Raw genomic sequence first — 13,883 nt, 5'->3', positions numbered from 1 at the left:
GGGGCCCTTCATCGCGCCAACGCAGCGATCTCCATCGAGCCCAGTGCACCCGCATGGACCCGGAAGTCCTGGATGCGGCCGTCGAACGACGGGTGTCCCCAGTTGCGCCCGAGGAAGGTCACCTGATCACCGACCTGGCGCGGCGACAGCAGGATCTCGCTGGAACTCGCGACCTCGACGCCGTCGACATAGAGCCGCCCGGTGTTGCCCTGGAGCGTGACCGCCACGTGGACCCAGCGCCGCGTCGCCATGAAGCCGGGGGCTTCCACGACCTGACTGTCATTGAATCCCGCGCCGAAGATCCCGAAACGCAAGCCCTGGCCGGCCTTCGGTGCGATGTACATGCAGGAGAAGCCGTCATGCCCGGCGAAGAACAGGCAGCTGTCCCAGCGCAGCGAATTCGCATACGCCCACAGCGACACGGTGAAGTCGTCCAGGCCGCTGAAGATCCCCGGCGGCAACTGCAAGCCCGCCGCCTTGCCGTCGAACACCAGCGCCTTGTCGTTGCGGCGTCCCTCGCCCCAGGTCGCTCCGTCCAGCAAGCTGCCCTCGATGCCGGTCTGGACGCCGGCGAGGGTCAGCGTGCCGGTGGTGCCGCTGTTGTTCATGCCGTTCAGTGGCATGGCCAGGCGCTTCTCGCCGGCCACCGCGGCTCGCACGATGCCGGAGCTGGCGCGCGTGCCGTCGCGGCCCACGGCGGTGACCTGGTAGAACCAGGTGCTCCGGGGCGGCGTGTCGGTGTGGGTGAGCAGTTGAGTCGACGCGACCGTGGYCAGGTCGGCGAAGGGACCCGCGGCACTCGTTCCCCGCCTGACGACATAGGATGCCGCCCCGACGCTGCCCCACCACGAGAGCACGGCCTGGCCGTCGCGCACCTGGGCGGTGAGGCCGGACGGCGGCTTCATCGGCCCGGCATAGGCCGCGCGGCGGTGCGTCAGCGTCGGGAACACCATGTCATCGCCATTGCCCGACCCGTAGTTCGGCTCGCACAGCGGCACCATGCGCGCGACGTTGGGGGCCGCCAGGCCCATGCGATTCACATAGTGGTTGAAGATGGGCTCCCAGGCGTTGCGGCCGTGCTGGAACGACTGGTTCACTTCCGTCCACAGGGAGGTATGGGGTTGCGACGGGTTGTGTTCGCGTGCATAGGGCATCGGGTAGGTCTTGCCGCTCTCGTCCAGCAGGTTGGAGCGGGCCACGTACTCGGCAGCCGCGAGGAAACGGTTGTCGTAGAGCCCGTACAGGTCGTCCCCCTGGTTCCAGGCCATCTCCAGCAGGTCGCCACCCAGCGACATGCCCAGCGTCGAATGGCCCTGGTCGCGACCGCTTTCCTCCCACTGCCCGAGATGGCCCGGGTGCATGAAGTAGACGCCGTGCACGACGGAGCCGTTGCCGAACATCTGCAGCTTGCCGCGGTTGTTGCCCGCGTAGTAGTCGCAGGCCTGCCGGTACAGGTCGGGCCGGTCGCAGAACACGCCGATGGCCAGCGCACCGCAGAGCGACGACATGTCCCAGTTGGCGTGAGACCCGAGGCTCGGGTTGGCGAGACGATCTCGGCAGATGCCGCCGAAGACCTGCAGCAGCATGTCCTGGAACCGCGCCAGGCTCGCCGGCGCCCAGCCGCTGTAGCCGCGCAGGATCTCGCCGGCCTGCGCCCACTGGTGGCCCTGCATGCCGGCCAGCAGGATGAAGGTGTGGTCGTCATGGGCGGTCGATCCCTCGGGCACGGTCCCGATCATCTTCAACGTGTTCGCCCAGGCGTCCAGCGTTTCGACGGCCTTGTCTGCGTAGCGCGTGTCGTCGGACAGCCTCCAGCGCAGTGCCAGGCACCATGCGCGCTGGATGTCGCGGTACATCGCCCACTTGGTGCCGTCGGCGCGATACACCGCCACCTGCGGATTGGGTTTGGCGTCCAGGTGGGTGAGGCCGTCGGCGCACAGCTTGTTCCACCAATCCGTCCACGGCTGCTGGCCGGCCTTGATGTGCGCGCGGATGCGCGTGAAGTCGTCTTCGGTGACCAGCAGCCCCGGATGGCGAAAGACGCCGCTCACCGACGCCGGCGCGGAGCCGGTCCCTGCGGCCGGTGCCGCCTGCGCCGACGAGTCGGCCTCTTCGGCGTCTGCATCGCATCCGGGCAGCAGCGGCAGCATCGGGAACAGGCCGAGGCCGAAGGCGAACGCACGCCGGGCCGGATCGGACAATGTCTCGAGAGGGTCGTCTTTCGCCATATTGCGGGCCACGTTCCGTTCAGCCGGGGTATGGAGCCGGACGGGAAGGGCGGCCGGGCTGGGGCGAGGTGATGCGTGCGAAGTCCATGGCGGCGTAGTTTCGACCAGCGCCGGCGCACATTCATGATCGACTTGTGACGGCGCCGAGGTCTTGACGTCCACCGACGCGCCTGCGCAACAATCCAGGGCTGCTACTTCGACGAGCACGAGCTCTTCAACGCGCGCACGGACGCGGTCGTCGCTTGCCCGGGCTGGGCCTACTGACGTGAGAAGATGCCGCGAACAAACACGTCCGCGAGGGGAGGGAAGACATGCGGCATGCGTATTCCATGGGCGGGAACCTGAGGAGGCTCCTAAGCTTCGTCGCGACTACTCGGCCTTGCAGGACGCGCAGACGTTGAAGACCTCAGTCCAGCTTTCTCCCCTCTGTTCCATCCGCGAGCACCTCGCTGGCGACGACCTCGTCGCTCTGAATGTCGGGCCCGATGGCGTGGTCTATCTGGTGATTGCCCAAAAGCCGCTCGACTACAGAACAACGGCCGTGGGTGGGTCATTCGCCAAGACGCGACCGGATGCGCCGCAAAGGTACCGCGTCGTCGGACTGCTTGGGGACGAGGTTGTGCTTCAGACATTGATTGAGCAAGAGGCATTCAACATTCACGACGTTCAGCCGCTTGGTGGCGATGAACTTCTGCTCGTGTGTTCCCGCTCGATGTTTCGAAGCGCGGGCGACGTGGACCACAACGGCCGTGTCTACTCCCGTGCGGGAGTCTTGAAGCGAGAGCTCGTCCTAGGAGACGGCATTGAGAGCACTCAAGTTACGTCGCGTGGCGAGGTCTGGACATCCTTCTTCGACGAGGGTGTGTTTGGCAACTACGGATGGACCAACCCAATCGGGGCATCAGGCCTGGTGGCGTGGGATGCCACCGGGAAGAAGCTCTATGAGTTCGAACATGGAGGAAACGCGGGCTACATCTCGGACTGCTACGCCTTGAATGTGGCATCGGACGATGACGTCTGGTGCTACTACTACACGGACTTTCCGTTGGTGCATCTGCACAAGCATCGGGTCGTTTCGACGTGGTCCGTTCCCGTGCATGGCAGTCATGCATTCGCGGTAGCCGACGAGTGCGCCCTGTTTGCCGGTGCCTACCGCGAGCGCGATGCCTTCAGGCTCATGCGGCTACAGGAGGGCGGTCGCGCTACAGCGATGAGGACGTTCGGCATGGTGGACCCGGCCGGCGACGCCATGCGCCCGGAGCGCACTGTCGGGCGCGGCGGATACCTCTATGTGCTGAGCGACGGTCAGCTCTATCGATTGGGCGTGCGCGAGGCTTTCGCGGAATTCAGCGCGTAACCAGCGGCCGAGCGCACCGACGGCGCTTCTATCAGTTTACATAATATACATTGTCGCGCTTATGGAGCCTGGCCGACGCCGGCCTACAGCGCCCGATCCACCACCTCCTGCGCCGCCTCCAACAGCCGCCCCAGCTGCGCTTCGCTGGCAAAGCTCTCCGCATAGATCTTGTAGATGTCCTCGGTCCCCGACGGCCTGGCCGCGAACCAGCCGCGTTCGGTACTGACCTTGATGCCGCCGATCGGCGCGCCATTGCCGGGCGCGTGGCTCAGCACGCTGTCGATCTTCTCGCCGGCCAATTCGGTCGACGTGATCTGCTGCGGCGACAACCCGGCCAGGCGCTGCTTCTGCGCCGGTGTCGCTGCCGCCGAGATGCGCCCGGCGAACGGCCGGCCCAGTTCTCCGGTCAGCGCGTCGTACGACTCGCCCAGGTCACACCCGCTGCGCGCCGTGATCTCGGCCGACAGCAAGGCCGCCGTGATGCCGTCCTTGTCGGTCGTCCACAGCGACCCGTCGCGCCGCAGGAACGTCGCGCCCGCGCTTTCCTCGCCGGCAAAGCCGATGCTCGCGTCCTGCAATCCGTCGACGAACCACTTGAAGCCGACCGGCATGTCGAACAGCCGCCGCCCCAGGCGCGCCGCCAGCCGCTCGATCAGCTGCGTCGTCACCACCGTCTTGCCGACGCCGGTGTGTGCCGGCCACTGCGGCCGGTGCCCGAAGAGATGATCGACCATGAGCGCCAGGTAGTTGTTGGGCTGCAGCAGCCCGGCCTTGGGCGTGACGATGCCGTGCCGGTCGTGGTCGGTGTCGCAGGCGAAGGCGATGTCGAACCGGTCCTTCAGCTTCACCAGCCGCTGCATCGCGAACGACGACGACGGATCCATGCGGATCTGGCCGTCCCAGTCCAGCGTCATGAAGGCGAAGCGCGGATCGACCACCTCGCTCACCACCGACAGGTCGAGTCGGTGCCGGTCGGCGATCGCCGACCAGTAGTGCACGCCGGCCCCGCCCAGCGGGTCGACGCCCAGCCGCAGGCCGGCGCCGCGCACCGCATCGAAGTCGATCACGGCGGCCAGGTCGTCGACATAGCTGTTCAGGTAGTCGTGGCGGTGCGTCGTCGCCGCCTTCAGCGCCTGCGCCTGCGGCAGCCGCTTCACGCCCTCGAGGCGCGCTTCGAGCAGCCGGTTCGCCCGCGCCTCGATCCCGGCGGTGACGCCGGTGTCCGCCGGGCCGCCGTGCGGCGGGTTGTACTTGAAGCCGCCGTCGCGCGGCGGGTTGTGCGACGGCGTCATCACGATGCCGTCGGCGCGCGAGCCCTGCCGCCGGTTGTGCGCCAGGATGGCATGCGAGACCACCGGCGTCGGAGTGAACTCGTCGCCCACCGCCAGCATCACGTCGACGCCATGCGCCGCCAGCACCTCCAGCGTGCTGGCACAGGCCGGCGCCGAAAGCGCATGCGTGTCGGCGCCCAGGAACAAGGGCCCGGTGATGCCGGCGCCGGCGCGGTACTCGCAGATCGCCTGCGCGATCGCCAGCACGTGCCACTCGTTGAACGAGCGGTCGAGCGACGAGCCGCGGTGGCCCGAGGTGCCGAATGCCACCCGCTGCGCCGCCACCGACGGGTCGGGCCGGTCGGCGAAGTAGGCCGCCAGCAGCCGGTCGACATCGATCAGGGCCGCTGCCGGCGCGGGCTGCCCTGCCTGGTCGCGAAGGGAGTTCATCGCCCCATGATGCTTCGCATTTGCCGCTGTGTCTTCGGCCCGCCCGGAAACCCCTGCCCGCGCCGGCCGGACACTCTTGCCACGGCGCCCTCCGTGCCGCAAGCCCCGAAAGGTAAATGCGTGTTGCCAACGATTCCAACGATGAAGGACCTCGCCCATGACTGCCCTGACCCATGACGACCTGGTGGCGATCGAACGCCACGCCGAACTCGCGCCGGTGCAGCAGCTGCGCCTGCAGGTGATGCGCATCCGCGACGAGCTGCGCCACCTGGTCGCCGACGACGCCGACTACGCCCGCGTGCTGCTGCTCAAGCTGGGCCGCATCGTCGACGAGCAGCTCGCGCCGCGCGCCGAAACGCGCGGCATCAACCCGCGCTGCGGCGACTGGAGCCTGCCGCAGTCGGCGCCGGTGCCGGCCTGGGCGGCCGCGCTGTCGCCGGCCACCGCCGGCCGCAAGCGCGTGCCGCGACGAACGCGGGCCTCCGCCCAGCAGCCGCTGCAGTGAGCTTGCAGTGACGGTGCGCCCCCTCCGGGCGCACCGGGCTCCACAATTTCTCCTTGAGCGCTCGGTAGCGTTGCACCCATCTGCAACACCCAGGAGAAGCCTTCATGAGCGCCGCCCCCCTCCCCGACCCCGATCCCGCGGCCGGCCCGCACCGCCCCCCCCACACCGCTGCCGTCGCGCGCGCGCCGATCGCGTCGGTCGACCGCTATGCGCGCTGCATCGAGATCTCCAAGCGCGTGCGCTGGGACATCGACCGCGACGTCATCCGCGGTCGCGTGTTCGACTTCGACCAGAAGTTCCTGCCCGACGGCCTGTCGCGGCTGCAGAACCTGCGCTTCCTCGACACCGCCGACAAGCGCCTGCTCAGCCAGATCCAGGGCCGCACCTACGCCAACATGTTCGGGCTGGTCGAGCGCTTCATCAACGCCAAGCTGCTCGACGTGAGCCGCGACCACTGGCTGGGCGACCAGGTGGCGCTCGAGGCGCTGGTGCGCTTCAGCGAAGAGGAGTTGAAGCACCAGGCGCTGTTCCGCCGCCTCGAGCACCTGATGGCCACCGGCATGGCTGCGGGCTACGCGTTCGTGCCGCAGGCCGATCCGGTGGCGCRAATGGTGCTGGGCAAGTCGACCTGGGCCGTGCTGGCGCTGACCTGCCACATCGAGCTCTTCACGCAGGCCCACTACCGGCACAGCATCCAGCCCGATCCCGAGCTGTCGTCGCTGTTCAAGGACGTGTTCCTGTTCCACTGGAAGGAAGAATGCCAGCACGCGGTGCTCGACGAACTCGAATGGGTGCGCGAAGACCGCAAGCTGTCGCCCCAGGAGCGCGATGCAGCGGTCGACGACCTGATCGAGCTGGTGCTGGCCCTCGACGGCCTGCTGCTGCAGCAGAGCGAGGCCGACGTCCGGTATTTCCTGCACGTGCGCGGCGCCCGCACACCCGACGAACTGGAGCACCTGAAGGCCGTGATGCTGAAGGCCTACCGTTGGCAGTACATCGTCTCCGGGCTCGAGCAGCCGCGCTTCCTGCAGCTGCTGAGCGGCCTGATCACCGATGGACAAGCCCGGCGCGTGACCCGCGCCCTCGCCAGCGTCGTCTAGATCTCCGCGTTGCACCCGCTGCCGCGCCGTGGCAAAACGCGGCATCATCCGCCGATGGGGATGGAGCAACAGGCAGTTTCTGCGGCTTCGGCCGGCGCATCGGGTGCGGGCAGTCGCCGCGGCCTGCGGCGCAGCCATTCGGTGCTGCTGGTCGGCTGCCTGGTCATCGCCCTGACGCTGGCAGCCGCCGGCTTCGTCAGCTGGCGCAGCCGCAGCGATGCCCTGGATGACTGGCGCCTGTTCCTGTCCAACCTGTCGATGCTGGCGGTGCGGCACGCCGACCAGACCCTCGCCGCCGCCGACGCGGTGCTGGGCCGCGTGGTCGACGAGGTGAACAAGGCAGCGCCCGAAGACGAGGCGGCGCTGCGCCGCATCGCCGGCCGGCAGGCGGTATTCGACATGATCCGAGACCGGCAGAAAGACCTGCCGCAGATCGACGTCATCACGCTCGCCACCAGCGCGGGCGACGTCGTCAACTTTTCGCGCAGCTACCCGCCGCCCGAGATCAACCTGTCCGACCGCGACTACCTGCGCGAGCACCTGGCCAACCCGACGCTCGACGTCTACCTGTCCGAGCCGGTCAAGAACCGCGGCAACGGCCGCTGGACGTTCTACCTGGCGCGCAAGCTGCGCAACCCGCAGGGCCGGATGATCGGCGTCGCGCTGGTGGGCATCGAGAGCGAATACTTCGAGCGCTTCTACCGTTCGATGAGCTTCCCGCAGAGCGACGTCTCGCTCGCGCTGCTGCGCGGCGACGCGACGCTGCTGGCGCGCCACCCGCACCTCGAGGATTTCATGGGGCGCGTCATCAAGGGCAGCAAGTCGCTGCAGGCGCTGAACCCCGACCGGCAGTTCGGCAACACCGCCATCTTCTCCGACCCGCGCCCCACCAACCCGGGCGACGACCGGCTGCGCATCGTCGCGCCGACGGTGTCGCAGTCATACCCGCTGCTGGTCAGCATCATCGCCGCCGACACCGTGGTGCTGGCGCACTGGCGCCAGACCAACTGGCTGGTGGCCGGGCTGGCGCTCGGGCTGAACGCGCTGCTGCTGTGGCTCACGCTGTGGGTCTACCGGCTGCTCGAGCGCCGCGACCAGATGCTGCGCGAGCTTGAAAGCGCGCGCGCCGCGGCCGAAAGCGCCAGCCGCGCCAAGTCGGCCTTCCTGGCCAACATGAGCCACGAGATCCGCACGCCGATGAACGGCGTGCTGGGCATGACCGAACTGCTGTTGCAGACCGAGCTGACGCCGCGCCAGCGCGACCTGGCCACGTCGGCCTACGGCTCCGGCGAGACCATGCTGCACCTGATCAACGACATCCTCGACGTCTCGAAGATCGAGGCCGGCAAGGTCGAGCTGGAGCAGATCGATTTCGACCTGGTCGCGCTGGTGCGCGACGAACTGGGCCTGTACGGCGCGCCGACGCGGCGCAAGGGCGTGGCCCTGGTCGAGGACATCGGCGCCTCGGTGCCGCAGGCCGTGCGCGGCGACCCGATGCGCCTGCGCCAGGTGCTGGCCAACCTGCTGAGCAACGCCGTCAAGTTCACCGAGCACGGCGAGATCTCGCTGCAGCTGCGCGCCCTGCCCTGGGACGGCGAAGGCTCGCGCGTCGAGTTCACCGTGCGCGACACCGGCATCGGCATGGACGAGCTGGCCCGCTCGCAGCTGTTCCAGCCTTTCACGCAGGCCGACGGCTCGATGACGCGGCGCTATGGCGGCACCGGCCTGGGTCTCGCGATCACGCGCCAGCTGATCACGCTGATGGGCGGCTCGATCTCGGTCGACAGCGCCAAGGGACGTGGTTCCACCTTCAGCGTGCGCATCCCGTTCCGCGCCGCGCAGGCCGCACCGGCCGCACGCGAGGCGGTGGCGGCGCGCGGCGGCGACAGCGGCCCGCTGACCGGCCGGCGCGTGCTGCTGGCCGAGGACAACCCGGTCAACATGGAGGTGGCGGCGGCGATGCTGGAATCGCTGGGGCTGCAGGTCGACCGCGCGACCGACGGGCTGCAGGCCATTGCGCGTTGCCGCGAGCGCTTCTACGACGCGGTGCTGATGGATTGCCAGATGCCGGGCATCGACGGGCTGGAGGCGACGCGGCGCATCCGCGCGCAGGGCGACCGCGATCTGCCGGTGATCGCGCTGACCGCGAACGCGATGGCCGGCGACCGCGACGAATGCATCGCCGCCGGCATGAACGACTACATCGCCAAGCCCTTCACGCGCGACACCATCGAGCACGTGCTGCGACGCTGGATGGGCGCGCCGGAGCGGCTCGCGCCGCAGGCGCTGGCGGCACTGCGCGCACAGCAGCGCCCCGGCATGCACGACCTGCTGCATTCGGTGGCGTCCACCTTCCTCAGCGAGGCGCCGCGGCTGCTGCAGCAGATGCGCGAGGCGGCCGGCGACGCGTCGCGCCGGCCCGAGCTGAAGCGCGCCGCGCACGCGCTGGCCACGTCGGCCGAGCAGTTGGGGGCACAGCGCCTGGCCGGCCTGAGCACCGCGCTGGCCGACAGCGTCCACACCGGCACGGTGCGCGATCCGGCCGCGGCGCTGGACGAGATCGCCGGCGAGCTGGCGCGCGTGGAGTCGGACGTGCGCGGGCTCTGACGGGCTCGGAAAATGCATGCGAACATCCCCGAAGGAGGATCGAGATGGCAACCCGTGGATTCTTCGGCCGCCGCCCGGCCAGCGACGTGGCCCGGCGCCTGCCGCCCGGACAGCACATCACCGACGATTTCCCGGTGCTGTCCTTCGGGCCGACGCCCGTCATCGGGCTCGACGCCTGGCGCTTCACGCTGCACGACGGGCCGCGGCCACTGGCCAGCTGGAGCTGGGACGAGTTCAACGCCCTGCCGCAGACCACCTGGCGCGGCGACATTCACTGCGTGACCACCTGGTCGAAATTCGACACCGAATGGCAGGGCGTGACGGTCGACGACCTGCTGCGCGCCGCCGGCATCGCGGCCCCCACGCCCTACGTGCTGGCGCGCTCGTTCGACGACTACGACACCAACGTGCCGCTGGCCGACCTGGTCAACGGGCAGGCGATGGTCGCGACCCGCTTCGGCGGCGCGCCACTCGCGGCCGAACACGGCGGGCCGGCGCGGCTGCTGGTGCCGCACCTGTACTTCTGGAAGAGCGCGAAGTGGGTCAAGGGCCTGCGCTTCACCGCGCGCGACGAGGCCGGTTTCTGGGAGCTGCGCGGCTACCACATGCGCGGCGACCCGTGGCGCGAGCAACGCTACACGAACGATCCATGACCGCGCCGCTGGGCTGGCAGGAGGTCGTGATCGACGAGGTGCGGCGCTGCACGCCGCGCGTCGTCAGCGTGTCGCTGCGCCTGCAGCTGCCGGGCCAGCTGGCCGGCCAGCACCTGGAGCTGCGGCTGACGGCACCCGATGGCTACCAGGCGCAGCGCAGCTACTCGATCGCGTCGGCACCGGGCGCGGCGCGGGTCGAGCTGCTGATCGAGCGCCTCGACGACGGCGAGGTCTCGCCCTGGTTCCACGACGTGGCCACGGCCGGCGACGCGATCGAGGCACGCGGCCCGATCGGCGGGCATTTCGTGTGGCGGCCGGCCGATGGCGGGCCGTTGCTGCTGGTGGGCGGCGGCTCGGGCGTGGTGCCCTTGCTGGCGATGCTGCGGCAGCGGCGCGCGGCGGGATCGGATGCGCCCGCCCTGCTCGTCTGCTCGGCGCGCACGCACGACGAGCTGATCGCCGCCGATGAGCTGCACGCGATGGAGGCGGCCGACCCGGCCTTCCGCTGGCTGGTCGTCACGACGCGCGAGGCCCGCCGCCGCGAGCGCGATCAAGACCGCCGCATCGACGCCGCGATGCTGCAGCAGGCGCTGGCCGACTGGGGCGAGGTGCCGCGCGAAGCCTTCGTGTGCGGCGCGACGCCCTTCGTCGAGGCCGTCGCCGACGGATTGCGGCACAACGGCGTGCCGGCCCACGCGATCCGCACCGAGCGCTACGGCGGGGCCTGAGACAATCGCGCGATGCCCTCCCCCATCCTGCGCACGGTCTGCGCCACCCGCTACGTCACGCCGCTGCGCGAAGGCGGGTCGCTGCCCGCGATCATCGAGGCCGACGACCAGGGCCTGTACGTGCTCAAGTTCCGCGGCGCCGGCCAGGGCCCGAAGGCGCTGATCGCCGAGCTGGTGTGCGGCGAGCTCGCGCGCCTGGCCGGCCTCGCGGTGCCGGAGATCGTGCTGGTGCAGCTGGACGGCGAACTGGCCCGCACCGAACCCGATCCGGAAATCCAGGACCTGATCCGCGCCAGCACCGGCCTGAACCTGGCGCTCGACTACCTGCCGGGCTCGGTCACCTTCGATCCGCTGGCCGACCACCCGCCGGCCGACATCGCGTCGGCCATCGTCTGGCACGATGCCTTCATCACCAACGTCGACCGCACGCCGCGCAACAGCAACCTGCTGATGTGGCACCGGCGCCTGTGGCTGATCGACCACGGGGCGGCGCTGTACTTCCACCATTCGTGGGGCGGCCACCTCGAGCGCGCCGCAAGTCCGTTTGCGCTGGTGCGCGACCACGTGCTGCTGCCGTTCGCGAGCGCCCTGCCCGAAGCCGACGCGAAGATGCGCGCCGCGATCACGCCGCAAGCCATCGCCGGCATCGTCGCGCTGATCCCCGATGACTGGCTGGACGAGCCCGAGGTCTTCGCCGACCGCACTGCCCACCGCCAGGCGTATACCGACTACCTGACGCGCCGGCTGGCCGCGTCGGCCGTCTTTGTCGAGGAGGCCCTCCGTGCCCGCTCCCAGCTCGCGTGAACTCTGCACCTACGACTACGCGATCGTGCGCGTGGTGCCGCGTGTCGAGCGCGGCGAGTTCATCAACGTCGGTGCGATCGTGTCGTGCGCACCCTCGGGTTTCCTGCAGGCCGGCATCGAGGTCGACGAGACCCGCCTGCTGGCGCTGGACCCGGGGCTGGACCTGGCCGCGATCCGCGCCTCGCTGGCCGCGATCCCGGCCATCTGCCGCGGTGGCACCGAGGCCGGCGCGCTCGGCCGGCTGCTGCCGCGCGAGCGCTTCGACTGGCTGGTGGCGCCGCGCAGCACCGCGATCCAGACCTCGCCGGTGCACACCGGGCGCTGCAGCGATCTCGACGCAGCGCTGCAGCGGCTGCTCGACACGATGGTGCGGCCGCGCCGGCCGCCGCAGCCGCCTTCCGGTCAGCCCAGGTAGCGTGTTTCCAGGTGGCGCCGGAAATGGAGCGGGTTCAGCGGCTCGCCGCTCGCGCGCACCGACAGCTCGGCAGTGGTCCAGCGGCTCGCCTGCTGCCACACGTTGTCGCGCAGCCAGTCGAACACCGGTGACAGGTCGCCGGCGGCGATGCGGGCATCCAGGTCGGGCTGCCGGCGGCGCAGCGTCGCGAACCACTGCGCCGCGTACATCGCGCCCAGCGTGTAGCACGGGAAGTAGCCGAACAGCGCTTCCGGCCAGTGCACGTCCTGCAGCGGGCCGTTGCTGAAGTTGCCGCGCGTGTCGACGCCGAGCAGCGCCATCATCCCGGTGTCCCACAGGCCGGGAATGTCTTCCGGCTCGATCTCGCCCTCGATCAGCGCGCGTTCGATCTGGTAGCGCAGGATCACGTGGGCCGGGTAGGTCACCTCGTCGGCGTCGACGCGGATGAAGCCCGGGCTCACGCGGGTGACGAGGCGGTACAGGTTGTCGGGCTCGAACGCCGGCTGCGCGCCGAAATGCTCGGCCACCAGCGGCGCCAGCCGCTGCGCGAAGCCGCGGCTGCAGCCGAGCTGCATCTCGAAGCTCAGGCTCTGGCTTTCGTGGATGGCCATCGAGCGCGCGCTCGACACCGGCTGGCCGAGCCAGCCGCGCGGGCGGTTCTGCTCGTAGCGGCCGTGCCCKGTCTCGTGGATGGTGCCCATCAGGCTTTGCAGGAAGCCGTCTTCGCGGTAGCGGGTGGTCAGCCGCACGTCTTCGGGCACGCCGCCGGAGAACGGATGGGTGCTGACGTCGAGCCGGCCGGCGCTGAAGTCGAAGTCCAGCAGCTGCATCACGCGTTCGCACAGCCGGCGCTGCTGCTCGACCGGGAACGGGCCGACCGGCTCGATCACCGTCTCGTGCGACTGGCGCTCGCGCACCTGCGCGATCAGGCCGGGCAGCCACTGGCGCAGGTCGCCGAACACGCGGTCGACCTCGGCGCAGGTCATCCCGGGTTCGTAGCGGTCCATCAACGCGTCGTACTTCGAGCTGCCGGTCTGCTCGGACAGCAGCCGGGCCTCTTCGCGCGCGACGCGCACGACCTCGCGGAAGTTGACCAGGAAGCCGGCCCAGTCATTGGCCGGCCGCTGTGTGCGCCAGGCGTGCTCGCAGCGCGCGGTGGCCAGCGAGCGGGCCTGGACCAGGGATTCGGGGAGTGCGTTCGCGAGCCGCCATTCGCGGCGGATCTCGCGCAGGTTGGCGCGTTGGAAATCGTCCAGCGGTTCCTGCTCGGCACGTTCGATCTCGCCGGAGGTCGCGGGATCGGTGCGGATGCGGTGCATCAGGGCCGACAGCTCGGCCACCGCAGCGGCCCGGGCATCGTTGCCCTTGGGCGGCATCATCGCCGCCTGGTCCCAGCCTGCGATCGCGCGCAGGTGGTCGAAATGGTGAAGGCGCTGGCTTTGCGCGGCCAGGGCGTCGTACGCGGGGGTCTCGGTCTTGGCGGTCATGTCATCGAAGCGTCACGGGGTGCTTCGATGCTACGACACACGGATCATCAGTCTTCGTTGTCGGCCTCGGGCTCGAGGTCGATCAGGTGATCGTAGGCGTTGATGTCGGACTCGACACGCGGGATCAGCGGTTTGTCCAGCGGGCGGCAGACGCGGCGCTGCAGGCGCTCCAGGCGCTCGGAGCGTTCCATGGCCTGGAACACCTCGGCGGGGTTCAACATCAGGACGAAGGGGTTGCCTACGATCTCGGTGCTGTCAGTGTTCTGCATGGTGACTCT

Annotated in this window: 12 protein-coding genes; 8 read left to right on the top strand and 4 right to left on the bottom strand. The window is 69.6% G+C overall.

Annotation, left to right across the window (positions count from 1 at the left end; genetic code table 11):
* Positions 1-8 precede the first annotated feature (8 nt).
* Entirely contained in the window at positions 9-2,390 is a 2,382-nt protein-coding gene (locus tag AC1DYN_RS03205) for a LamG-like jellyroll fold domain-containing protein (protein WP_477957657.1), read from the bottom strand.
* A gap of 235 nt (positions 2,391-2,625) precedes the next feature.
* Here AC1DYN_RS03205 and AC1DYN_RS03200 point away from each other — a divergent pair, with 235 nt between their 5' ends.
* Positions 2,626-3,585, top strand: coding sequence for a YxiH-YxzG fusion protein (locus AC1DYN_RS03200; RefSeq protein ID WP_477957656.1), 960 nt, complete (start codon positions 2,626-2,628; stop codon positions 3,583-3,585).
* An 83-nt stretch (positions 3,586-3,668) separates the two neighbouring features.
* On the opposite strand, the gene pgm is transcribed toward AC1DYN_RS03200, so the two are convergent.
* A complete protein-coding gene (pgm, locus tag AC1DYN_RS03195) occupies positions 3,669-5,306 on the bottom strand; it encodes a phosphoglucomutase (alpha-D-glucose-1,6-bisphosphate-dependent) (protein WP_477957655.1) in 1,638 nt (545 codons plus the stop codon).
* Between the two features lie 157 nt (positions 5,307-5,463).
* On the opposite strand from pgm, the gene AC1DYN_RS03190 reads away from it, so the two are divergent.
* From AC1DYN_RS03190 to AC1DYN_RS03160, 7 genes are all read left to right on the top strand, one after another.
* Positions 5,464-5,811 carry a hypothetical protein gene (locus AC1DYN_RS03190; protein WP_477957654.1) on the top strand — a complete coding sequence of 116 codons (348 nt, stop codon included), beginning with the start codon at positions 5,464-5,466 and terminating at the stop codon, positions 5,809-5,811.
* A gap of 104 nt (positions 5,812-5,915) precedes the next feature.
* Entirely contained in the window at positions 5,916-6,911 is a 996-nt protein-coding gene (locus AC1DYN_RS03185) for a hypothetical protein (RefSeq protein ID WP_477957653.1), read from the top strand.
* Between the two features lie 60 nt (positions 6,912-6,971).
* Entirely contained in the window at positions 6,972-9,518 is a 2,547-nt protein-coding gene (locus AC1DYN_RS03180) for an ATP-binding protein (protein ID WP_477957652.1), read from the top strand.
* A gap of 44 nt (positions 9,519-9,562) precedes the next feature.
* On the top strand, positions 9,563-10,171 hold the full coding sequence (locus AC1DYN_RS03175) for a sulfite oxidase-like oxidoreductase (protein WP_477957651.1): 609 nt from the start codon (positions 9,563-9,565) through the stop codon (positions 10,169-10,171).
* A complete protein-coding gene (locus tag AC1DYN_RS03170) occupies positions 10,168-10,899 on the top strand; it encodes an FAD-binding oxidoreductase (protein WP_477957650.1) in 732 nt (243 codons plus the stop codon). The genes AC1DYN_RS03175 and AC1DYN_RS03170 overlap by 4 nt, the downstream gene beginning before the upstream one ends.
* 12 nt (positions 10,900-10,911) lie before the next feature.
* The gene (locus tag AC1DYN_RS03165; RefSeq protein WP_477957649.1) at positions 10,912-11,703 is read left to right on the top strand and encodes a HipA family kinase; all 792 of its coding nucleotides are present in this window, start codon (positions 10,912-10,914) and stop codon (positions 11,701-11,703) included.
* Positions 11,681-12,118: a DUF3037 domain-containing protein gene (locus AC1DYN_RS03160; RefSeq protein ID WP_477957648.1), complete on the top strand. Its 438-nt coding sequence runs from the start codon at positions 11,681-11,683 to the stop codon at positions 12,116-12,118. The genes AC1DYN_RS03165 and AC1DYN_RS03160 overlap by 23 nt, the downstream gene beginning before the upstream one ends.
* On the opposite strand, the gene AC1DYN_RS03155 is transcribed toward AC1DYN_RS03160, so the two are convergent.
* Positions 12,106-13,605 (bottom strand): carboxypeptidase M32, encoded by a 1,500-nt coding sequence (locus AC1DYN_RS03155; RefSeq protein WP_477957647.1) that lies wholly within the window; start codon positions 13,603-13,605, stop codon positions 12,106-12,108. The two genes, AC1DYN_RS03160 and AC1DYN_RS03155, sit on opposite strands and share 13 nt — an antisense overlap.
* Positions 13,606-13,652: 47 nt before the next feature.
* Entirely contained in the window at positions 13,653-13,874 is a 222-nt protein-coding gene (locus AC1DYN_RS03150) for a hypothetical protein (RefSeq protein ID WP_477957646.1), read from the bottom strand.
* Between the last annotated feature and the right edge of the window lie 9 nt (positions 13,875-13,883).

It is taken from the genome of Rhizobacter sp. P2_D12, assembly GCF_056404395.1.
Note: the sequence above shows the minus strand (reverse complement) of the source record. Positions and strands in the feature narration are given on the sequence as shown.

What these genes read in the sequence shown, in the direction of transcription:
- AC1DYN_RS03175 (WP_477957651.1), top strand. Translation starts at nt 9,563, where the DNA reads ATGGCAACCCGTGGATTCTTCGGCCGCCGCCCGGCCAGCGACGTGGCC.
- AC1DYN_RS03150 (WP_477957646.1), bottom strand. Translation starts at nt 13,874, where the DNA reads ATGCAGAACACTGACAGCACCGAGATCGTAGGCAACCCCTTCGTCCTG.
- AC1DYN_RS03170 (WP_477957650.1), top strand. Translation starts at nt 10,168, where the DNA reads ATGACCGCGCCGCTGGGCTGGCAGGAGGTCGTGATCGACGAGGTGCGG.
- AC1DYN_RS03190 (WP_477957654.1), top strand. Translation starts at nt 5,464, where the DNA reads ATGACTGCCCTGACCCATGACGACCTGGTGGCGATCGAACGCCACGCC.
- pgm (WP_477957655.1), bottom strand. Translation starts at nt 5,306, where the DNA reads ATGAACTCCCTTCGCGACCAGGCAGGGCAGCCCGCGCCGGCAGCGGCC.
- AC1DYN_RS03180 (WP_477957652.1), top strand. Translation starts at nt 6,972, where the DNA reads ATGGAGCAACAGGCAGTTTCTGCGGCTTCGGCCGGCGCATCGGGTGCG.
- AC1DYN_RS03165 (WP_477957649.1), top strand. Translation starts at nt 10,912, where the DNA reads ATGCCCTCCCCCATCCTGCGCACGGTCTGCGCCACCCGCTACGTCACG.